This is a genomic window from Bradyrhizobium sp. 4 (assembly GCF_023100905.1).
GTDB lineage: Bacteria > Pseudomonadota > Alphaproteobacteria > Rhizobiales > Xanthobacteraceae > Bradyrhizobium.
This window is the reverse complement of the sequence record NZ_CP064686.1, coordinates 2,298,769-2,320,275: the sequence shown is the minus strand read 5'-3', so window position 1 is coordinate 2,320,275 and position 21,507 is coordinate 2,298,769. Positions and strand designations below refer to the sequence as shown.

Sequence of the window (21,507 nt, the reverse complement as noted above, 5' to 3'; positions counted from 1 at the left end):
CTATTCGGCGGCCTGCGGCTGTGCGCCGTAAGCCTCGGACATCATGTAGCCGGACAACACGCCGTAGGCGTCGGTCCAGGCGGTAGCGAGTTCGGGCGTCCAGGCCTCGCCGAGGCCCTTCTCCAGGGTCCACAGCAAGGTCGCGCCGACCACGGGGTAGTGCTCGGCCTTGGCGCCATAGCCGACGTGACGCTTCGCAAGCGCCGAGGCCGCGGGAAGAATCGAGTCCAGGTTCGACAGACCGCCAACGACGGCGGCGAGCATGCCCATCAGCTTCTTGCGCTGCTCGGTCATGTCCTCGGGAAACATCGCGCGCACCGACGGCGCGACCTCGAACAGGCGATCGTAGAACAGCACCGCGGCTTGCGCGGAAATCGGCGCGACCTTGGCAAAGCTCTGTTGCACGAGGGTGATCTGTTCTGGCGTCATGATGTTCTCCTGCCTGTTGGGTTTGCCTTGGTGCGCGCCATTGCGAACCAGGTTCATTGTCAAACTGTCGGGCAATGCTTCTCCCCGCGTACGGGGAGAAGCGAGATTCGTACCAAGTATTAGACACGTGCTCCGGCGAGGCTTGACGCGCCTTCACCCTGCGGGCTGCGACGCAGATAGAACCACCAGGTCAGCGCGAGGCAGGAGGCGTAGAAGCCGAGATAGATCGCGAGCGCGAGCTGCGGCCCGCCGGTCAGCGCGATCGACTTGCCGAAGCCGGTCGGGATCAGATAGCCCCCGACGGCGCCGACCGCGCCGATGAAGCCAACCGCAGCACCGCTCTCGATGCTCGCCGTCTTCAAGGCGAGCGCGCGCTCCGCATCGCCCTTGCCGCGCACCCTGAACAGATTCTGCTCGCGGAAGATCGAGGGGATCATGCGGTAGGTCGAACCGTTGCCGATGCCCGTCGTCACGAACAGGACCAGGAACATCGACAGGAAGCCGATGAAATCCTTGTGCCCGACGAAGTAGAGCACGCCGATCGTCGCGCCTGCCATCACGATGAAATTCCAGAACGTGATGACCGAGCCGCCGATCCTGTCGGCAAGCCAGCCGCCGAGCGGCCGCGACAGCGAACCGACCAGCGGTCCCAGGAATGCGATCGCAATCGTGACTTGCGGGAACTGGGTCTTGATCAGCAGCGGAAATGCAGCCGAGTAGCCGATGAAGGAGCCGAACGTGCCGATATAGAGATACGCCATGATCCAGGTGTGCTTGCGCTTGACCACGGCGAGCTGGTTCTTGATCGACGACTTGGCCGTGGTCAGGTTGTTCATGAAGAACACTGCGCCGAACACCGCGATCGCGATCGGCAGCACCCACATCAGGCCGGCGTTTTGAAGGAAGACGCCGTCGACGGGCGTTGCCTGGAACAGGTTGATGACGGCGAGCGTCATCAGGATCGGGGTCAACAGCTGCACGCTCGAGACGCCGATATTGCCACCGGCCGCATTCAGTCCGAGCGCCCACCCCTTCATCCGGTCGGGGAAGAAGAACGAGATGTTGGTCATGCTGGAGGCAAAATTGCCGCCGCCGAGACCGGCGGTCGAGGCAATCAGCAGCATCAGCCAGAACGGCGTGTCGGGCTGGCCGACGAAATAGGCGAGCGATAGCGTCGGAATGAACAGGATCGCCGCGCTGAAGATGGTCCAGTTGCGACCGCCGAAGGTGGTCACCGCGAAGGTGTAGGGAAAGCGCATCAACGCGCCGATCAGCCCGGGCACCGCGACGAGCTGGAACAGCTGGTCGGTGGTGTAGTGGAAGCCCGCCTGCGGCAGCTTGGTGGTGACGATGCTCCAGATCAGCCAGACCGAGAAGCCGATATGTTCGGCCACGATCGACCAGATCAGGTTGCGGCGCGCGATGGTCTTGCCAGTCGCATTCCAGAACGCCTCATCTTCGGGGCGCCAGTCTGAGATCCAAGTCTGATTACCAGTCGGACTCTTGGTCATTGCAAAATCCCTTCCAGGCTCACCGCTGCGTCGTTGCAGGCTCTGCCTCCGGCCACGGAGGCGCGCTCCGAGGCTTCACCCCGGTGGCGAGTTACGATGCTGATTGATGATGTTGAGGGACGTCGTCGTTGGCGTCGCAGTTGGTGTTTCAATTTCCGTGCCAACTGCGCGCATTCCGGAAACGCAGGAAATTCAGAAGCTTGTTCGAAGTGCTCCGAATTTTTGCAAGACTATTTCGCACGCAAATTTTGCGATTCGCTCAATCCCTGTGCGGCGCACAAGGATTGAGCTTGATGATTCAAAAATAGGCGTTGCGTGAGCACCTGCGCGTTTACGCGGCTTCGACGAAACGATGACGCTCATAGAGGAATTCGAGCACGCGCTGCCGGCACTTCAGGTAAGTGGCGTTGGTCGCGAGCTCGAGCCGCTTGCGCGGGCGCGCCAGCGGCACCTCCAGCACCTCGCCGATGCGCGCGCTCGGCCCGTTCGTCATCATGACGATGCGATCGGACAGCAGCACCGCCTCGTCGACGTCGTGGGTGATCATCAAGATGGTGTTGCCGAGCTTCTGATGCAGCGCCATCACCGAATCCTGCAAATGCGCGCGGGTCAGTGCGTCGAGCGCGCCGAAAGGCTCGTCGAGCAGCAACACTTTCGGCTCCATGGCAAGCGCGCGGGCAATGCCGACGCGCTGCTTCATGCCGCCGGAGATCTCCGAGGGACGCTTGTCCTTGGCATGAGCCATCTGCACGAGGTTGAGATTGTGCATGACCCAGGCGTCGCGTTCGGCGCGCTTCTTGGTCTTGGCGAAGACCTTGTCGACGCCGAGCCTGACGTTCTCATACACGGTCAGCCACGGCAACAGGCTGTGGTTCTGGAACACCACCGCACGGTCGGGTCCCGGCGAGTTCACCTCGCGGTTCTCGAGCAGCACGCCGCCGGTGGTGGCGTTGGTCAGGCCTGCGATGATGTTGAGCAGGGTCGACTTGCCGCAACCGGAATGGCCGATGATCGAGACGTATTCGCCCTTCTCGATAGTGAGATTGATATCCTTCAGCACCTCCGTGGAGGCTGCGCCGCGGGTAAAAATCTTGTCGATGTGATCGAGCTTCAAATAAGCGGTCATGTGCTTGTCCCTTAGTTCAGCGCGGTGCCGCGGGTGACGATCTTGCCGGCGCCCGCGATCAGGCGGTCGAGCACGAAGCCGATGATGCCGACATAGAACAGTGCCAGGATGATCTCGCTGATATGCGAGGAATTCCAGGCGTCCCAGATGAAGAAGCCGATGCCGACGCCGCCGATCAGCATCTCGGCCGCTACGATGGCGAGCCAGGACAGACCGATGCCGATGCGAAGCCCCGTGAAGATGTAGGGCGCGGCGGCCGGAATCATGATCTTGGCGAAGAATTCGAGCGGGTTGAGCTGCACCACCGCGGCGACGTTGCGATAATCCTGCGGGATGTTGCGGATGCCCACCGCGGTGTTGATGATGATCGGCCAGATCGAGGTGATGAAGATGACGAAGATCGCCGAGGGCTGGCCGTCGCGGAACGCGGCGAGCGACAGCGGCAGCCAGGCGAGCGGCGGAATCGTGCGCAAGACCTGGAACAGCGGATCGAGCCCACGCATCGCCCAGACCGACTGCCCGACCAGCACGCCGAGCGCGATGCCGGCAATCGCCGAGAGCGAATAGCCGAAGGCAACGCGCTGGAGGCTGGCGGACAGGTGCCAGAACAGCCCCTTGTCGATGCCGCCATGATCGAAGAACGGATCGAGGATCAGCTCCTTCGTGTCCTTGAACACCTTCGACGGCGGCGGCAGTGCCGAGCCGGCGCGGCGGCAGACCAACTCCCACACCAGAAGCAAGAGCGCGATCACGACCAGCGGCGGGATCACGCGCACGGCGGTCTCCCGCGCCATCCGCGCGTAAGTCTCCGAACGCGGTGGCCGCTTCGGTGTCATCGCGACGACCGGCGCGGCAGCGCTCGCGGGCTTCGCGGTCTCAACCTCGATCTTCGTGGCGGGCATGTTCATGGCAATATCTCTCCGGCTGCAAAAGGCGATGCGGCCGCCCGGAGGCGGCCGCTGGCTCCATCAGACTTCGACGCGCTTGATCGCGAGCGACTTCAGATAGGCAGCCGGATTTTCCGGATCGAACACCTTGCCGTCGAAGAAGGTCTCCTTGCCGCGCGAGGTGGAGGTCGGGATCTCCGCGCTTGCGATGCCGAGCGTCTTGGCCGCGTCGCGCCACATATCTTCGCGGTTGACCTTGGCGATCAGCGCCTTGGTGTCGAAATTCGCCTCGTACTTGCCCCAGCGAATGTCCTCGGTGAGGAACCAGAGGTCGTGGCTCTGGAAAGGATAAGAGGCGAAGTCGCGCCAGTACTTCATGATGTGCGGCGAATTCTCGACCACCTTGCCGGGAAGGCCGTAGTCGAACTTGCCGGCGGTGCGGTCGAGCACGTCTTCGACCGGGCAGTTCATCCACTGCCGCTTGCCCATGATGGCGGCGAGCTCGGCCTTGTTCTCGGCCTTGTCCGACCACTGCTGCGCTTCCATCACCGCCATCAGCAGCGCCTTCGCGGCCTTCGGATATTTGTCGACGAAGGCGGCGCGCATGCCGAAGGATTTTTCCGGGTGCTTGTTCCAGAGCTCGCCGGTCGTGATCGCGGTGTAGCCGATGTTCTGGTGGATCAGCTGCAGGTTCCAGGGCTCGCCGACGCAGAAGCAGTCCATCGTGCCGACCTTCATGTTGGCCACCATCTGCGCCGGCGGCACCACGATGGTCTCGATGTCCTTGTCCGGATCGATGCCGCCGGCAGCAAGCCAGTAGCGGATCCAGAGGTCATGGGTGCCGCCGGGGAAGGTCATCGCGGCCTTCACGGCCTTGCCCGAGGCCTTCTTCTTCTCGAGCGCCGCCTTGAAGGGCGTGGCGTCGACGCCGAGCTTCAGGTCGGCATATTCGTTGGCGACGGAGATGCACTGGCTATCGAGATTGAGCCGCGCCAGGATGTACATCGGCGTCGGCTGGTTGTTCTGCGTCACCTTGCCCGCCGAGATCAGGTACGGCATCGGGGTCAGGATGTGCGCACCGTCGATGCCGTTGCCTTCTGAGCCGAGCACGAGATTGTCCCGCGTGGTGCCCCAGGAGGCCTGCTTCTGCACGTCGGTGTCCGGCATGCCGTATTTGGCGAACAGGCCCTTGTCCTTGGCGACGAACAAGGGGCCGGCATCGCTCAGCGCGATGAAGCCGAGCTTGGCGCCCTTGACCTCGGGGCCTGCGTCCTGCGCGAAGGCGCCGGCGGGGAAATTCAGTTTTACAGCGGCCAAGAGGGCGGCGGTCGAGCCGGCGGCCTTCAACAATTGACGGCGGCTGAGGCCAGTGTCCGACGGCCGGCGGGTGCGCTTGGTCATAGGCGGTATCGTCCTTTGCGTCGTTGCAGAATGATTGCGTCAGTGCACACGAGCAGCCCGTCCGTCCGGCGACGCCTGAAGCAGCGCATGCGAACGCGCGACGGGGAGACCCCCGTCTGGTGGCGTCGGCAATTCGGATGAGAAGTCTCGCGGGACGGCTTCAATGGCGTCGGCCTGGAACTATTCAAGCTTCGTGCCAAGCGTCACAACGCAGAAAGCAACCCGATATCAGTGTGTTATTGGGGACGCGCCAGTCTGTCGCAGGCCCGTTCCGCTCGCGAAATTTGCGGCTTGCCCAATAATTGTGCGGCGCACAACAGTTGTGCAACAGCTCAAGCAAAAGGCCGCATCAAGCGCAAAAGCCGATGCAGTCCAAGATCTATCTAATTGATATTACTTTCTTTTTAGGAGCCTTGTACACGGCACGCAACTTGCTTCTCCATTTACGTCAACGAAGACTGCGGCTTGCCGCATTGATGCAGGCGCTGGCGGCTGCATCCCGGGAGCTCAACTGCTTCGCGGCCCTCCTCGACTCGGTCGTCGTGACGCAATCCCAAGGCTTCCAAACCTCCCCGGCCCACGCGCGGCAGACACCCCGCACGGCCAATAACTTTCAGCGGCGCACTCAGGGCGTCTCGATCTCTCTTACGAAGCAAAAGGAACCATCGATGTCGTATCTCGCGCCTTCGGAATTCGTCACCAAGATGGTGGATGCGGGCGAGTCCAAAGTCTTCATGTCCACCCGGGATACTATCATCCGGGCCTACATGGCCGGCGCCATCCTGGCGCTCGCGGCATGGTTCGCCGTCACGATCAACGTGAACACGGGGCAGCCGCTGGTCGGCGCGCTGCTGTTCCCGGTCGGCTTCGTCATGCTGTATCTGCTGGGCTTCGACCTCCTGACCGGCGTGTTCGTGCTCTCCCCGCTCGCCCTGATCGACAAGCGCCCTGGCGTCACCTTCGGCGGCGTGCTGCGTAACTGGGGCCTCGTCTTCGTTGGCAATTTCGCTGGCGCCTTCACCGTGGCCTTCATGATGGCCTTCGTCACGACCTTCGGCTTCACGCAGGATCCCGACAAGGTCGGCGCCGCCATCGGTAACATCGGCGAAGGCCGAACGCTGGGCTACGCCGCGCATGGCGCGGCCGGCATGGCGACGCTGTTCCTGCGCGGGATGCTCTGCAACTGGATGGTCTCGACCGGCGTGGTCGGCGCCATGATCTCGACCTCCGTCCCCGGCAAGGTCATCGCGATGTGGATGCCGATCCTGGTGTTCTTCTACATGGTATTCGAGCATTCCGTCGTGAACATGTTCCTGTTCCCCTCCGGCCTGATGCTGCACGCGAAGTTCTCGATCATGGACTATCTGATCTGGAACGAGATCCCGACCGTGCTCGGCAACCTCGTCGGTGGCCTCGCCTTCACCGGCATGACCCTCTACACCACGCACGTCATGACCAAGCCGAAGCGCCAGGCCGGCAAGGCCACCTCGCCCCGCGTCGCGGCCTGATACGTCTCGACAGGAGAGCCTCGCCCGATCAGGGTGAGGCTCCCCTTTGCCGGTGATGACGATGACCCGCGGACTTCAGATCTCGGTCGGCCAGCATTCCGACAAGGGTCGCAAGCCCATCAATCAGGATTTTCACGGCGTCCTCGTTCCGGACGAGCCGATGCTCAGCCTGAAGGGTATTGCGGCCGTCCTCGCCGACGGCATCTCCAGCAGCACGGTGAGCCAGATCGCCAGCGAGTCGGCGGTCAAGAGCTTCCTGATGGACTATTACTGCACGTCGGAATCCTGGACGGTGAAGACCTCCGCCCGCCGCGTGCTGGACGCGACCAATTCCTGGCTCCACGCGCAGACGCGCAAGAGCCAATATGCCTATGACCGCGACAAGGGTTATGTCTGCACGCTGAGCGCCATGGTCATCAAGGCGACCACCGCGCACATCTTCCACGTCGGCGACTGTCGCGTCTACCGCGTAGCGGGCAAGGCGCTCGAGCAGCTGACCGACGATCACCGGATCATCGTGTCCTCGGAACAGACCTATCTCGGCCGTGCGCTCGGCATCAATCCGCAGCTCGAGATCGACTATCAGAGTTTCGAGATCGAGACTGGCGACACGTTCCTGCTGGCGACCGACGGCGCCTATGAATTCGTCGACGCGCGTTTCGTCACCAGCGCGCTCAGCGACCATGCAGCCGAGCTCGACGGAGCGGCGAAGGCGATCGTCGAGGAAGCCTATCGGCGCGGCAGCGACGACAACATCACGGTCCAGATCCTCCGCGTCGATGCGGTGCCGCAGCGCGAGCCGGCCGGCATCTTCAACCAGACCTCCCAGCTGCCGCTTCCCCCGCTGCCGGAGCCGCGGGCGATCTTCGACGGCTACAGGATCGTCCGCGAAATCCACGCCAGCAGCCGCAGCCATATCTACCTTGCCGTCGACGCGGTGACCGAGGAGCCGGTCGCGCTGAAGCTCCCGTCGATCGATCTGCGCGACAATGCCGCATACCTCAAGCGCTTCCTGATGGAGGAATGGATCGCGCGCCGGATCGATAGCCCGCACGTGCTGAAGCCGTTGTCGCAGTCGAAACGGCGCAGCTACCTCTACGTCGCGACTGAATTCGTCGAAGGTCAGACCTTGCGGCAATGGATGACGGACAATCCACGCCCCGATCTCGAAACCGTCCGCGGACTGGTCGAGCAAATCGCCGCAGGATTGCGCGCCTTCCACCGCATGGAAATGCTGCATCAGGACCTCAGGCCCGACAACATCCTGATCGACAAGACCGGCACCGCGAAGATCATCGACTTCGGATCGGTGAAGGTGGCAGGCGTCGCGGAGGCCGCGCCACAGGACGAGGCAGACGAAATTCTGGGAACGGTCCAGTACACGGCGCCGGAATATTTTCTTGGGCAGGGCGGCTCGCCGCGCTCCGATATGTTTTCACTCGCCGTGATCTGTTACCAGATGCTGACGGGAAAGCTTCCCTATGGCACCCAAATCGCCAGGATCCGGCGCAAGGCGGACGTGCGGAGGCTCAAATACCGCCCGGCCGACGACGACAGCAACGTGCCTGCCTGGGTCGACGGCGCGCTCAGACGTGCGCTCTATCCGGACCCCTACAAGCGGCACGAGGATCTGTCCGAATTCGTCTTCGAGCTTCGCACACCCAATCCGGCCTATCTCGACACGCGGATCACGCCGCTCTTGGAGCGCAGCCCGCTGATGTTCTGGAAATTGACCACGGCGGCGCTCGCCTGCGTCGTCGTGGTCCTGCTTGCGATGTTGCACGCGCGCTGATCAGGGGTGTCGCCATGCAAAGTATCACCACGTGATCAGCGGAGACCGATGCAGCCAGGTATCGGCGCGCACTTGATCCAGCACGAATGTCGCAACGTCTTCGCGCGCAATGCTGCCGCCATGGAAGCCCGAAAGATCCGTCAGGGCCCGGACCGAGCCGCGGCCGGGCTTGTTGTTCAGGATCGAGGGGCGAACCAGGACCCAGTCCAGCCCGCTATCGCTGACGATCGCTTCCTGTCGGTTCTTGTCGGCGTACACCTTCTTCAGGAGAAGCGGAAAGATCACATTGTCGGCGATAAAGCCGCCGTGCCCGGCACTGTCGCCGGCGCCCATCCCCGTGATGCAAACCAGCCGAGAGACCTGCTCGGCCTTCATCGCGCTCACGAGCGCGCGCGTCGCGGTCGAGAGAAGCGTCACCTCGCGGAACGGGCTTACCGGTGTACCCAGCGCGCTGACCACGGCGTCACGGCCTTTGAGGGCTTCGCGCAGGGCTGCTTCATCGCGGGCATCTCCGACGATGAGCTTCGCCCCTCTGATGTCACTTGCCTTGTCGGCGGACCGCACCAGCACGGTGACGTCGTAGCCTCGCGCCACCGCCTGGTTGACGATCAGGCGACCGGTGGCACCGGTCGCTCCAAGCACCAATATCTTCGTTGCGCCTTCCGGATTCACCGGAACAGTGGCGATTGAAGAGGTCATGATAGGAGTCCTTGTTGTCGTGATGGGGACGTGCCCATGCCGTCAGGCAGTGGCCGTGATCTCGGAGACGAAGTCGCGATAGGAGCGCAGCGGACGGCCCAACAGCGCGGTCAACCGCTCGACGTCGCCGGACTCGGGGACCATTCCCTCGGTGAGGAAACGCTCGCTCATCAACCGCATGTCGAAAGCCATCCAGCTCGGCATGAACTGCCTGAGGTTCTTCTCGAAGCCGGCGGTATCGTCACCGGGATAGGCGATCGTGCGGCCCAGCACCTCCGACCAGACGGCGGCGGCTTTCGCGCCGGTCAGCGCATCTGGACCGACGAGATTGATGCGCGTGAGCGGAAGCGGGGTTGCGGCGCGCTCACGACGGATCAGCTCGATGGCCGCGATCTCCCCGATGTCGCGTGCATCGATCATGGCGAGCCCCTTGCTCCCGATCGGCATCGGGTAGATGCCGTATCCGGTCACCACGTCCTTGATCGTGACGTCGTTGTTCATGAAGTACGCCGGGCGCAGGATGGTGGCGTTGAAGCCCATCTGCTCGATCATCCGCTCAACGCCGAACTTGCCGGCAAAGTGCGGGACGTTCACGTAGCGATCGCTGTGGATCACCGAGAGGTAGACGACCCGCTCGACGCCCGCCTCGCGGGCCACGTTGAGCGCGATCAGTGCCTGCGTGAATTCATCCGGCACCACTGCGTTGAGCAGGAACAGGGTCGAGACGCCCTTGAATGCGCTACGGATCGAGTCGACGTCGAGCAGGTCGCCCTGCACGACTGTGACGCCTGCCGGGAGGTTTGCCTTGGCAGGTTCGCGGGCGAGAGCACGGACATCGGCACCGCGCTTGACGAGCTGTTCGACGACATGGCGGCCGATGGTGCCGGTTGCACCGGTAACGAGGATGGTCATGGGGATCACTCCGGGTTGGGTCAGAAGACATCCGGGAAATTAGTGATCCACAAAAGAACAGATAGCCGCTATATCTGGACAGACTGTCTCACTGGTGGAACAATGGACCTGCTCGCACTCGCCGATTTCAATCTCGTTGCCCGACACGGCGGGTTCGGACGGGCCGCACGGGCCGCCGGCCGCCCGAAAGCCACCCTGTCCCGGCGGGTCGCGGAGCTGGAAGCCGCGCTCGACCTGCGCCTGTTCGAACGGGGAGCGCGCACCCTGAAACTCACGCAGGAAGGACGCGCCCTTTACGAGCGGACGGGAGCCTTGCTCACCGAGCTCGACGAGACGGCGACAGCGATCGCGTCGGGTGGGGACAGGCCGCGGGGGCGCTTGCGGATCAGCGCGCCTATGCTGTTCTCGCAGACTGCGATGGGAAACCTCGCGGCCGGGTTCGCGCTCAGATACCCGGAGGTCCGTCTCGAGGTCACGACGGAAGATCGCTCCGTCGACATGGTGGAGGAAGGGTATGACCTCGTCATTCGGGTCAATCCCGATCCGGATGACAGCCTTGTCGGACGAATCTTTCTGCGCGATCGGCTGGTGGTGGTGGCGAGCCCGGACCTGAAACGACCGCGGGACGGTGTCTCTGTGCCGGCTGTCATGCGCGGACCGGGCGACCAGCTGACCAGCTGGGAAGTCACGGTGCCAAGTGGACAATCGCGCATCGCGATTGATCCGGTCCTTCGCCTGTCATCGCTCGTCATGGTCCGCGATGCGGTCCGGGCGGGCGTCGGCGCCGCACGCCTTCCGGTATCACTGGTCGGTCACGACCTGGCTGCCGGCACGCTGGTGCATTGGGGCGACATCGACGGACCAGAGATCGCGTTGTGGACGCTCTATCTCTCACGCCGGCTGTTGAGCGCGCGCGTCTCCGCCTTCCTCGACTTCATGAAAGAAGCCTTTCCGATGGGGACGCCCGACGAACTGGCGGCCTTTATCGGGAGATGAGAGGGCGGCGCGCGCTGCTCGCGCCTGACTGTCAGGCGTGCTCCTCCGCCTTCGTCCCCAGCGGTTTCGGCGCCATGCCGCCGCCCGGCTTGAGGTGGAATTCGTAGCTCATCAGGTGCCACTGCCCGTTCGCCTTAGTGCCGTCGGGCATCGCCGCATCGTTGCGCGGCTCGACCTTGGCGACCAGGTCGTCCTTCACGCCGAACACCACGTCGGAATCCAGGTATTTGTCGCCGTCCATGAAAACATGGGTGATCAGCGGCTCGTACCCCTTGGCATTGACCAGGAAGTGCACATGCGCCGGGCGCATCGGGTGGCGGTTGGTCTGCACGATCATCTCGCCGACCGGGCCGTCGGTCGGGATCGGATAGCTGCACGGCAGGATGGTGCGGAAGAAGAAGCGGCCATCGCTATCGGTGATGAAGCGCGCCCGCGCCGAGGCGCCGACCTCGTCATAGTTTGGCTTCTGCGAGTCGTAGAAGCCGTCATCGTCAGCGTGCCAGACGTCGACGGGGACATTCGCGAGCGGCTTGCCCTTGAGATCGGTGACACGGCTCTGCACGAACATCCGTTCGCCGGTTTGATTGTTCGGAGAGATGTCGGTGCCGTGCGCCGTCACCTTGTGCTCGCCGACATAGAACGGCCCGAGCACGGTGGTCTGGGTGGCGCCCTCGCGCTCGCGATGGTTGACCGCGTCGACCAGCATGGAGACGCCGAGCACGTCGGACAGGAGGATGAATTCCTGCCGGGTGTCCGTGCATTTCTGGCCGGTGCGGGTCAGGAAATCGATGGCGTATTCCCATTCCGCGAAGGTGAGGCCGGTCTTGCTCACGTAATCGTGCAGCGACTTCACCAATTCCTGGAGCAGGAATTTCGCGCGCGGGTCAGGCGTCTGGTCAAAGCTCCGGACGACGGCTTCGGTGAGTTCGGTCTCGTTGAACTGGGTCATGGTGCGTTTGCCTGCGTTTTCTCATTGGCCCGTTGGGGATCTTTTGGGCTGCTTGGAGGCGTTCCAAAGTGAAGCTTACACCAAACAGCCGGCCGGCGTTAAGCGCGACCGGCTTGGAATGAGACCGCCTTTTCGGCTATCAACGCCGGACAAAACTGCTCGGAGGAACTGATGCTCGCCCCCACCCCCGCCTCGCCCGAATCCGTGGGCATGTCCAAGGCCGCGCTCGACCGTGTCGATGCGCATCTGAAGAGCAGGTACATCGATGCCGGTCGCTTCCCGGGCACGCATCTCCTGGTCTATCGCCGTGGCAAGATCGCCCACAGCTCGGTGCAGGGTTTTGCCGACGTCGAACGCAAGCTGCCCGTCAAGGACGACACCATCTACCGCATCTATTCCATGACCAAGCCGCTCACCAGCGTCGCCTTCATGATGCTGGTAGAGCAAGGCCTCGTCGCGATCGATGAGCCGGTCGCCAAGTACATTCCGGAATGGAAGGATCTCGGCGTGTTCGTCGCCGGCACCGCGCCTTCCTTCCTGACCCGTCCGCCGTCGCGGCCGATGCTGATCGTCGACCTCCTGCGCCACACCTCCGGCCTCACCTACGGCTTCCAGCAGCGCTCGAACGTCGATGCCGCCTACCGCGCTGAAAAGCTCGGCGAGGTCGAGAAATCCGGCACGCTCCAGACCATGATCGAGAGCCTTGCAAAAATCCCGCTGGAGTTCTCACCGGGCGAGGCCTGGAATTACTCGGTTTCGACCGACGTGCTCGGCTACCTCGTTGGCAAGATCTCCGGCATACACTTCGAGCAGTTCCTGAAACAACGCATTCTCGATCCACTCGGCATGACCGACACTGATTTCCACGTGCCGGCTTCCAAGGCCCACCGGTTCGCTGCCTGTTACTCGGCCGACCCGGGTGGCGGCATGACCTTCCATGCCGGCCAGCGCCGCGAGGGCCTGACCCTGCAGGATGATCCAACCAAGAGCTCGTTCCTGTCGCCGCCGTCCTTGATCTCGGGTGGCGGCGGGCTGTGCTCGACGACGGCCGACTATCTCACCTTCTGCCGTGCGCTGCTCAATGGCGGCGAGCTCGGCGGCGTCAGGCTGATCGGGCCGAAGACGCTGGCGCTGATGACGACCAACCACATTCCAGGCGGGCGTTTCCTGCCGGAAGTGTCGCGCTCGCTGTTTGCAGAAGCCGCCTACAACGGCATCGGCTTCGGCTTCGGCTTCGCCGTGACCATGCGCCCGGCCGAGACGCTGGTCGCCGGCAGCCCCGGTGAATACAATTGGGGCGGCGCGGCCACGACGTCGTTCTGGATCGACCCGGCCGAAGAGCTGATCACCATCTTCATGACGCAGGTGCTGCCGTCGAGCGCCTACCCGCTCCGTCGCGAGCTGCGCAGCATGGTCTACGCTGCGATCACCGAGAGCAATCTCTGAGAAAAATGCACCGATCCCGCGGCATCAGATCCGCGGGATCAAGCTTCGCTCATTTCAACATCTCCGGCACGATCAAGCGCGGCAGGAACAAGGAAACGCTGGGCCAAATGATGAGCGCCGCCAGCACGAGCAGCATGGGGATCAGCATGATCACCGTGTCCTTCAGCGCATAGCGCAGCCGCACCCCTGCGATCGAACAGGCGATCATCAAGCACAAGCCATAAGGCGGCGTCACCAATCCGAAGGCGAGCGAGACGATCGAGATGATCGCAAACTGCACCGGATGAAGATCCACCGATTTCGCCAGCGGTTCGAGAACGGTGCCGACGATGATGATCGCCGGAATGGCGTCGAGGAAGCAGCCCACCACCAGAAAGCAGAACGCGATGAAGAAGCCGGCCCCGATCGCGCCCATGCCCCAGGTCGAGACGTTGGCCAGCAGCTCCTGCGGGATCCTGTAATAAGCCAGCAGCCAGCCGAACGCGCTGGCGGTGCCCACGCAGAACAGCGCGACGCCCGCGAGACGGCCGGTGTCGAGCAAAGCCCTGTAGAGTTCGCGCGCGCCGGTTTCACGGTAAAAGAATGTCGATAGCGCCACGGAATAAAGCACCGCGACGCAGGCGGACTCGGTTGCGGTGAACCACCCCAGCAGGATGCCGCCGACGATGATGAACGGCGTCAGCAGCGCCGGTATCGAGCGCCAGATGGCGCAGCACATCTCCCTCCAGGTGTCCTTCGGATAGGTCGGGTAACCTCGTCGCACGGCATAGATATGCACTGTCGCCATCTGCGCGCCGGCGATCAGCAATCCCGGCACGATGCCCGCGAGATACATCGCGGCGATCGAGGTCGAGATCAGTCCACCCCACACGATCATCAGGATCGAGGGCGGGATGATGACCGCGAGCACGGCCGAGACCGCGGTGATCGCGATGGAGAACGAGAGGTCGTAACCCTCCTTGGTCTGGGCATCGATGAAGATCTTGGACTGGCTCGCCGCGTCCGCGGTGGAGGAGCCGGAGATGCCGGCAAAGAACACCGACAGCACGACGTTGATCTGCGCCAGCGACCCTGGCCAGTGTCCGACCATCGAGCGCGACAGCGCCACCAGCCGGTCGGTGATGCCGCCGATGCTCATCAAATTGGCGGTGAGCAGGAAGAACGGCACCGCCAGCAGGATGAAAGAATTGTAGGCGTTGAAGGTTTCCTGCGCGAGCGTCATCAGCGACAGATGCGGCTCGATCAGCAGGATCGGCACGCAGGCAAGGCCAAGCGCGAAGGCGACCGGCACGCGTATGATGAGCAGGCCAACGAAAGTCCCGAACAGGACCATCGCGGCCTGTCCGGCAGAAAGAACATTGCCGCTCATTGATTTGCCCCAACCAGAATCCGCATCTCGTCGACAATCTGTTCACCGGCGAACACGATCCAGGTCACGCCGGCAACCGGCCAGGCGACGTGGATCAGCCAAAGCGGCAGATCGGCCAGCTCCGACGTCCTGTTCCAGGCAAAGCGGGTGAACTCGATGCCGGCGGATACGAACACCACCGCCAACGCCAGTACGCCGAGCCGCGCGAGAATCCGCACCAGGGCTTCGCTTCGGCGTGACAGGTCAGGCCAGACGTCGACTTCAAAATGCTGCGACTCTCTGATGCCGATCATGGCGCCGATCATGATCGTCCAGATGAACATGAACCGTGCCATTTCCTCGGTCCAGATGTAGGACGGAATCAAGGGCGTGTAGCGCGAGATGATCTGCAACGTGACGGGAATGACCAGAAGGCCGACAGAGGCGGCGAGCAGGATTTCCAGCAGTTTTGCATAGGCCGCCGTTGCTCGGCGCCATAGCGACGGCTTCGGTGGCATCGATATTTCGGTCATTACGACTCCGGGGGATCACAATCACGCAATGGGGCAAGCCGTCCGGCTTGCCCCGACGTCCTGTCGCGTGGGCGGCGACAGTTCTCAGACGACGTTGATCTTCTCGAAAATGCCTTCCGCGCCGATTTCCTTGGCGTAGGTGGCCATCACGGGGTCGGCGAGCTTCTTCATGGCGTCCCGCTCCTCGAAGGGAACGCGCTTGAGCTTGCCGGCCTTCTCCAGCGTGTCGAGCTTGACGACCTCCTCGCTCGATTCCAGTTGTCGGCCATAGTCGCCGGCCTCCTTGCCCGCCTTCATGATCGCGTCCTGCAACTCCTTCGGCAGGGTCTTCAGCGTCTTCACGGAGAAGCAGATCGGCCGGATCGACACGGCGTGCTGGGTCAGGTTGAGATGCGGGGCCACTTCGTAGAACTTCATCGCCTCGACGCCGGCCGCCTCGTTCTCGCCGGCCGATATCACGCCGTTCTGGATCGCATTGTAGATCTCGTTATAGGCGATCACCGCCGGGCTCATGCCCACGGCCGCGAAGGTCTTCGACCAGATCGGCGCGCCCTGTACGCGCACCTTGAGGCTCTTGAGGTCGGCGAGAGTCCTGAGCGGCTTGTTGGCGAAAATGTTGCGGATGCCACCGCCGGAATAGCCGATCAGAACGACCTCGGCCTTGGCCGCGACTTCGTCGGCGATCGGCGCCAGGATATTGGCTTCGACGACCTTGTTCATGTGCTCGATGCCCTTGAACACGAAGGGCGCGTCGATGAACGGGGCCGCCTTGGCGAAGGTCGACATGTGAGCCGGCGAGACGATGCCGTAATCGACGGCTTTGCCCTGCGACATGTACTCGAAATACTGCTTTTCGAGGCCGAGCGAGGAATTCCTGTGCAGCGTGAAGTTGACGGGCTTGCCGTAGTACTTTTTCACCAGCTCTTCGAACCGGAGCAGGGCCCGGTTGAAGGCGTGGTCGTCGTTGAACTGGACCGCGCCGTTCAGCGTGATCGGCGACTGCGCCCGGATGATCGACGGCATGCCAATCGCAGCCGCCGCAGTGGTCGCGCCGAGCCCCGCGAGAAATGACCTTCGCTTCATCGTCTCCCCTCCCTTTTGATGCTCCGGCCCTGTCGCCGGGCCGTGAGCGCAGCCGGTATGCGGCTTGCGAGAGGAAGCGTATGGAAAACGTCGGCGGGACGAAAGTCATTTCGCGTGCGCGGGAGGTCCTCTTCGTCGCAGGGCCACCCCTTTCGTGAACTGCTGCACTGCAACTTGCGCTCCTGCCGATACGTGGCAGGCCGAGGGGACGGCCTCTTCCTCTCGTCGCAGACGGCTTGCGGACCTGTGCGCTGCACGCACAGATCCGCTCGCCTCCACGGTGCTTTAATGCAAATGGCCAATCAGATAGATGCCGCCGCCGATTACCAGCACGGCCGGCACGGCCCAGAGAATCAGAACTGGCATTTGTCATCCTCCTCAGTTCGACGTGCAGACCTTGACGGTCTTCATGCCGGTTTCAGCCTCGGTGCGCGACTTGTAGATCGTGCCTGACGGGCTGACGACTGTCATGGACGTGTCGGTCGGCTTCTTGTCGACGATCGTGCACTTCTTGGTCTTGACGTCCTGCACGACGTAGAACTCGTCGGCCGCGAACGCCGGCAGGGATATTGCGGCAAGCATCAGTGCTGCAGTTACGATTTTCAACTTCATTTGTCGTCCTCCTCCAGAGCCCGAGCCGTTCAGCCCGGTCATCTATAAACGGGAAAAAGCGGCAATTTGTTCCCTGAGCCGGGAACGCAGTCGGTGATGAGGGGTTGTTGCGGCGCATATTCAAACGAGGAGAACGAGATGAAGAGATTGTTCCTGCTTTCCGCCGCGGCGGTCCTGATGTCGACCGGCGCTTTCGCGCAATCGACTGTCGTGACGACGACCGGGACGGGCCACGCGGCGGCGGTTCAGATCGAGCCGCAGTACCGAACCAAGATCAAATCCTACGTCACCGAGCACCGCATTCGCCCGGTGACGACGAAGGAAAAGATCGTTGTCGGCGCGGCCGTGCCGAGCGATGTCGAGCTCGAGGCCGTTCCCGCAGACTGGGGTCCGTCGCTGACCAAGTATCGCTACGTCTACTCCGGCGATCGCGTGATGCTCGTCGATCCCGGCTCGCGCACGGTCGTTCAGGAAATTGATTGATCCAGGTGTAAGGGGGGCCGCCTCGAAGGCGGCCTCCCTCTCTGGGAGTTGACGTTATGAAATCTTATCGAGAGGCCCGGATCGCCGGGCTCAGCCTGGCTGCCGTCTACGCCATGTGCCTGCTGCTGACCGCAATCAGCATGAGCTGAGGCGCTGCCGCGGACTGCGCTGCAAAAATCTTGTCCCTGGGCGGCTCGTCCGGACGCGAAAAATTATGGCGCGCCGCAAATCCCGCCCCTATGGTCTCCCAAAATCATAAATCCGGCGCTCCCTTGCGCTGGAACCGGGACGCCTGCGTTTGTCAAAGCTCACTTTGCCGGTCCGGCTCGCTCTTCTGGTCACGGGAACGATGTTGCCGCTGATCGTCTTCGCGGTCGGTATTGCCGTCTACAATTACAAGCAGGACCGCAACGACGCGACCCGCCGCGTGCTGGAGAACGTGCGCAGCATGCGCCTCGTGCTGGACTCCGAGGTGCAGCGGATGACCGGCGGCCTGCAAGTGCTTGCGCTGACGAATTCGCTGCGCGACGACGACTTCCAGAATTTTCGCCGCATCGCCCTCGGCTTCGTCGATCAGTATGGCAAGGGCGGCCTGGTGCTGATCTCCGATCGCAAGGGCCGACTGCTGTTCTCCTCCGCGACGGAGGACACCGCAAGCCTGCCGCCACGCGGCCACCTGGAGATCATCGAAAAGGTGTTTGCGACCAGATCGCCGCAATATTCCGACCTGTTCACCGGCGCGATCAACGGCCGGCAGGTGCTTACGGTCGAGGTTCCGGTGCTCCGCGACGGCGAAGTGATCTACGACCTCTGCTTCAGCCCGCCGGTCAGCATCTTTCAGGACCTGGTCGAAAAGCAACGGCCCGACCGGGATTGGACGGTCTCCCTGCTCGACACCAAGGCCATCGTGTTCGCGCGCACGCCGAACCCTACGGAGATCTTCGGCAAGCGGGCTACCGGCACGGTGTACGAAAGTATGTTGCGCACGCCGGAAGCCGCACTCTCGACGGTTTCGCTCGACGGTGTTGCGTTGTCCACCGTCTATACGAGGTCACGGCTGACCGGCTGGACCATCGTGGCCGGCGTCGCCGAGAGCTCGCTGATCGCTCCGCTCTGGCGCAACATCGCGATCACCAGTTTTATCGGCGGCATCCTGCTGCTGACCGGCCTGACCTTCGCGGTCAGGATGGCAACCACGATCGCGCGCGGCGAGATGCTGCACGATCTCCTGATCGACGAGCTCAACCATCGCGTCAAGAACACGCTCGCGTTGATGCAGGCGATCGCGGTGCAGACCTTCCGCAGCGCCAGCCGGGACGAGCGGGCAAAATTCGAGGGCCGGCTCGGCGCGCTGGCCGAGGCGCATAATTTGCTGAGCCAGGAGAAATGGGCGGGCTCCGAGCTGCGGGACGTGATCACCCGCGCGCTCCAGCCGTTCCTGCTGAATAATCCGGAGCGCATCCGCATGGCCGGACCCGCGGTGCCGCTGTCGCCGCGGCTCGCCGTGGTGCTGTCGATGGTCGTGCACGAGATCGCCACCAACGCCGCAAAGTACGGCGCGCTGTCCAACGAGACCGGACGGGTGGCGCTGGAGTGGGAGGTCCTTGCCGAGGCGCCGAAGCCGCGGCTGCGCCTGATCTGGACCGAGAGCGGCGGACCGCCGGTGACGGCGCCGGTGCAGCGCGGCTTCGGCTCGCGCCTGATCGAGCGCAGTGCGCGCGACCAGCTCGGCGGCGAGGCCACCGTCGACTTCCTGCCCCGGGGCGTGGTCTGCACGGTGATTTGCGCGCTGGACGAGGCGCGATGAACGGAGGCCGGCAATGAAGATCACTAGGGTTCGCACGCACATTCTCGAAGCAAAGCTGTCGCAGCCCTTTGCCTATTCGCGCGCCTGGTACGACACACGCACCGCAATGCTGGTCGAGATCGAGACCGACAATGGTCTTGTCGGATGGGGTGAATGCTACGGCCCGGCGCGCATCACGGCGGCGGTGGTGCAGAGTATCGCTCCGTGGCTGATCGGCGAGGATCCGTTGCGCACCGACGTGCTGTGGCAGATGGTCTATGCGCGCCTGCGGGATCACGGCCAGAAGGGCGTCGTGATCCAGGGGATGAGCGGCATCGACATCGCGCTATGGGACATCAAGGGCAAGCATTTCGGCGTACCCGTGCATCAGCTTCTCGGCGGCGGCGCGCGCAAGCAGGTTGCGGCCTACGCGACCGGTCTCTACCGGCGCAAGTCAGGCGATCCGCTGAACTATCTGGCGGAGGAAGCGGCGGGTTATGCCGCCGAAGGATTCCGCGCCGTGAAGCTGAAGGTCGGTTTCGGCATCGCGGAGGATGCCGCGGTCACCCGCGCGGTGCGCGAGGCGATCGGCCCCGATGTCGCGCTGATGGTCGATGCGAACCACGCCTATGACGCGGTCGCGGCGATCCGGCTCGGCCGCCTGATCGAGCGCCATGACATCGGATGGTTCGAGGAGCCGGTGCCGCCGGAGGACATCGCGGGCTATCGCGCGGTGAAATCCGCGCTCACGATTCCGGTCGCCGGCGGCGAGTGCGAATTCACGCGCTTCGGCTTCCGCGAGCTGTTCGTCTCGCATGCGCTCGACATCGCCCAGCCCGACACCTGCGCGGCGGGTGGCTTGAGCGAATGCAAGAAGATCGCGGACATGAGCGAGGCGTTCGGCATCCGCTACAATCCGCACGTCTGGGGCACCGGGATTGCGATCGCCGCCTCGCTTCAGCTCCTCGCCGTGCTGCCGTCGCACACGCCGACCTCGCTGGCTCCGCTCGAACCGATGCTCGAGTTCGACCGCACCGAGCATCCGATCCGGCAGGCGGTTTTGAAGGAGCCGATCGAGCATGCGAGGGGCGTCGTGCGGGTGCCCGAGGGGCCGGGCCTCGGCATCGAGATCGACCGCGAGGCGCTGGGGCGCTTTGCGGCGGAGGCCTAACCGATCGTCTGCAACGCCGGGAACGTCTCAAGCAGCCAGATGCTCACATTCGACACCGCGCCGGTGAGGAAGCCGACGCCGGTGATCACCATCAGGACGCCCATGGCGCGCTCGACATTGACGAGATGGCCCTTCATGCGCGCGAACAGGGTGGAAAACTGCTCGATCATCAGGGCGGCGATCAGGAAGGGAATGCCGAGGCCAGCCGAATAGACCGCGAGCAGGCCGGCGCCCTTCGTGACTGTCGCTTCGGCGGCCGCGACCGAGAGGATCGCCGCGAGGATCGGGCCGATGCAGGGCGTCCAGCCAAAGGCAAAGGCGAGCCCCATCACATAAGCACCCCAGAGGCCGACGGGCTTGGGCGCGGTCAATCGTCCCTCGCGCATCAAGAGGCCGATGCGCGTCAGGCCGAGGAAATGCAGGCCCATGACGATGATGACGATGCCGGCGAGGATCGAGAGTTCGGCCGACCAAGCGCGGATCAGCCCGCCGATCAGCGAGGCGCTGGCGCCGAGCGCCACGAACACAGTGGAGAAGCCGAGCACGAACAGGAGCGCCGACATCATAATCGCGCGTTTGGAGACTGATGCGGGCTCGTTGCTTTCGACATGCTCGATCGTCGCGCCCGTCAGATAGATCAGGTAGGGCGGGACCAGCGGCAGGACGCAAGGGGAGAGGAAGCTGACGAGGCCGGCAATCAGCGCCGCCGGGATCGAAACATTTTGCATGATGCAGTCGAAGCCATCTCAGGCGCCGGCGCGGCGCGCGGGGAGTGCGCGCGGCCCGGAGCCGAACCGGCTCTGGTGTAGCCGATGCCAGCGAATGCGCAACAGAG

General features: G+C 63.4%; 20 protein-coding genes. 7 read left to right on the top strand and 13 right to left on the bottom strand.

Annotated elements, in window-relative coordinates; all coding sequences use genetic code 11:
• The 5 genes from IVB45_RS10650 to IVB45_RS10630 all read right to left on the bottom strand — a co-directional run bounded on the left by IVB45_RS10650 (window position 1) and on the right by IVB45_RS10630 (window position 5,354).
• Window positions 1–429, bottom strand: a complete 429-nt coding sequence (locus IVB45_RS10650) for a globin family protein (protein ID WP_247360035.1) — start codon at window positions 427–429, stop codon at window positions 1–3.
• Window positions 430–548: 119 nt separating this feature from the next.
• Window positions 549–1,940: an MFS transporter gene (locus tag IVB45_RS10645; RefSeq protein WP_247360036.1), complete on the bottom strand. Its 1,392-nt coding sequence runs from the start codon at window positions 1,938–1,940 to the stop codon at window positions 549–551.
• A 331-nt stretch (window positions 1,941–2,271) separates the two neighbouring features.
• Window positions 2,272–3,066, bottom strand: coding sequence for an ABC transporter ATP-binding protein (locus IVB45_RS10640; protein WP_027568839.1), 795 nt, complete (start codon window positions 3,064–3,066; stop codon window positions 2,272–2,274).
• 11 nt (window positions 3,067–3,077) lie between these two features.
• Window positions 3,078–3,974: a nitrate ABC transporter permease gene (gene ntrB, locus IVB45_RS10635; protein ID WP_007593954.1), complete on the bottom strand. Its 897-nt coding sequence runs from the start codon at window positions 3,972–3,974 to the stop codon at window positions 3,078–3,080.
• A gap of 60 nt (window positions 3,975–4,034) precedes the next feature.
• The gene (locus IVB45_RS10630; RefSeq protein WP_247360037.1) at window positions 4,035–5,354 is read right to left on the bottom strand and encodes a CmpA/NrtA family ABC transporter substrate-binding protein; all 1,320 of its coding nucleotides are present in this window, start codon (window positions 5,352–5,354) and stop codon (window positions 4,035–4,037) included.
• A 668-nt stretch (window positions 5,355–6,022) separates the two neighbouring features.
• Here IVB45_RS10630 and IVB45_RS10625 point away from each other — a divergent pair.
• Window positions 6,023–6,862, top strand: coding sequence for a formate/nitrite transporter family protein (locus IVB45_RS10625; RefSeq protein ID WP_247288508.1), 840 nt, complete (start codon window positions 6,023–6,025; stop codon window positions 6,860–6,862).
• Between the two features lie 55 nt (window positions 6,863–6,917).
• Window positions 6,918–8,654, top strand: a complete 1,737-nt coding sequence (locus IVB45_RS10620; RefSeq protein WP_247360172.1) for a bifunctional protein-serine/threonine kinase/phosphatase — start codon at window positions 6,918–6,920, stop codon at window positions 8,652–8,654.
• A 24-nt stretch (window positions 8,655–8,678) separates the two neighbouring features.
• Here IVB45_RS10620 and IVB45_RS10615 read toward each other — a convergent pair whose 3' ends face one another.
• The gene (locus tag IVB45_RS10615; protein WP_247360038.1) at window positions 8,679–9,353 is read right to left on the bottom strand and encodes an SDR family oxidoreductase; all 675 of its coding nucleotides are present in this window, start codon (window positions 9,351–9,353) and stop codon (window positions 8,679–8,681) included.
• Window positions 9,354–9,395: 42 nt separating this feature from the next.
• Entirely contained in the window at window positions 9,396–10,265 is an 870-nt protein-coding gene (locus IVB45_RS10610; protein ID WP_027568833.1) for an NmrA/HSCARG family protein, read from the bottom strand.
• 102 nt (window positions 10,266–10,367) lie between these two features.
• Here IVB45_RS10610 and IVB45_RS10605 point away from each other — a divergent pair, with 102 nt between their 5' ends.
• A complete protein-coding gene (locus IVB45_RS10605; protein ID WP_247360039.1) occupies window positions 10,368–11,261 on the top strand; it encodes a LysR family transcriptional regulator in 894 nt (297 codons plus the stop codon).
• A gap of 31 nt (window positions 11,262–11,292) precedes the next feature.
• On the opposite strand, the gene IVB45_RS10600 is transcribed toward IVB45_RS10605, so the two are convergent.
• Entirely contained in the window at window positions 11,293–12,210 is a 918-nt protein-coding gene (locus IVB45_RS10600; protein WP_247360040.1) for an intradiol ring-cleavage dioxygenase, read from the bottom strand.
• Window positions 12,211–12,381: 171 nt separating this feature from the next.
• Between IVB45_RS10600 and IVB45_RS10595 the strand changes: the two genes are divergently transcribed.
• Window positions 12,382–13,656: a serine hydrolase domain-containing protein gene (locus IVB45_RS10595; RefSeq protein WP_247360041.1), complete on the top strand. Its 1,275-nt coding sequence runs from the start codon at window positions 12,382–12,384 to the stop codon at window positions 13,654–13,656.
• A 49-nt stretch (window positions 13,657–13,705) separates the two neighbouring features.
• Here IVB45_RS10595 and IVB45_RS10590 read toward each other — a convergent pair whose 3' ends face one another.
• The 4 genes from IVB45_RS10590 to IVB45_RS10575 all read right to left on the bottom strand — a co-directional run bounded on the left by IVB45_RS10590 (window position 13,706) and on the right by IVB45_RS10575 (window position 17,232).
• Window positions 13,706–15,025: a TRAP transporter large permease gene (locus IVB45_RS10590; protein WP_106942696.1), complete on the bottom strand. Its 1,320-nt coding sequence runs from the start codon at window positions 15,023–15,025 to the stop codon at window positions 13,706–13,708.
• Window positions 15,022–15,537: a TRAP transporter small permease gene (locus IVB45_RS10585; protein ID WP_247360042.1), complete on the bottom strand. Its 516-nt coding sequence runs from the start codon at window positions 15,535–15,537 to the stop codon at window positions 15,022–15,024. The genes IVB45_RS10590 and IVB45_RS10585 overlap by 4 nt, the downstream gene beginning before the upstream one ends.
• Window positions 15,538–15,621: 84 nt before the next feature.
• Window positions 15,622–16,620 carry a TRAP transporter substrate-binding protein gene (locus IVB45_RS10580; protein ID WP_247360043.1) on the bottom strand — a complete coding sequence of 333 codons (999 nt, stop codon included), beginning with the start codon at window positions 16,618–16,620 and terminating at the stop codon, window positions 15,622–15,624.
• 378 nt (window positions 16,621–16,998) lie between these two features.
• Window positions 16,999–17,232 (bottom strand): hypothetical protein, encoded by a 234-nt coding sequence (locus IVB45_RS10575; RefSeq protein WP_247360044.1) that lies wholly within the window; start codon window positions 17,230–17,232, stop codon window positions 16,999–17,001.
• A gap of 138 nt (window positions 17,233–17,370) precedes the next feature.
• On the opposite strand from IVB45_RS10575, the gene IVB45_RS10570 reads away from it, so the two are divergent.
• The 3 genes from IVB45_RS10570 to IVB45_RS10560 all read left to right on the top strand — a co-directional run bounded on the left by IVB45_RS10570 (window position 17,371) and on the right by IVB45_RS10560 (window position 20,672).
• Window positions 17,371–17,715 (top strand): DUF1236 domain-containing protein, encoded by a 345-nt coding sequence (locus IVB45_RS10570; RefSeq protein WP_247360045.1) that lies wholly within the window; start codon window positions 17,371–17,373, stop codon window positions 17,713–17,715.
• A 349-nt stretch (window positions 17,716–18,064) separates the two neighbouring features.
• Window positions 18,065–19,522 carry a sensor histidine kinase gene (locus IVB45_RS10565; RefSeq protein ID WP_247360173.1) on the top strand — a complete coding sequence of 486 codons (1,458 nt, stop codon included), beginning with the start codon at window positions 18,065–18,067 and terminating at the stop codon, window positions 19,520–19,522.
• A gap of 13 nt (window positions 19,523–19,535) precedes the next feature.
• Window positions 19,536–20,672 (top strand): mandelate racemase/muconate lactonizing enzyme family protein, encoded by a 1,137-nt coding sequence (locus IVB45_RS10560; RefSeq protein WP_247360046.1) that lies wholly within the window; start codon window positions 19,536–19,538, stop codon window positions 20,670–20,672.
• On the opposite strand, the gene IVB45_RS10555 is transcribed toward IVB45_RS10560, so the two are convergent.
• The gene (locus IVB45_RS10555; protein ID WP_081747935.1) at window positions 20,669–21,400 is read right to left on the bottom strand and encodes a cytochrome c biogenesis protein CcdA; all 732 of its coding nucleotides are present in this window, start codon (window positions 21,398–21,400) and stop codon (window positions 20,669–20,671) included. The two genes, IVB45_RS10560 and IVB45_RS10555, sit on opposite strands and share 4 nt — an antisense overlap.
• Between the last annotated feature and the right edge of the window lie 107 nt (window positions 21,401–21,507).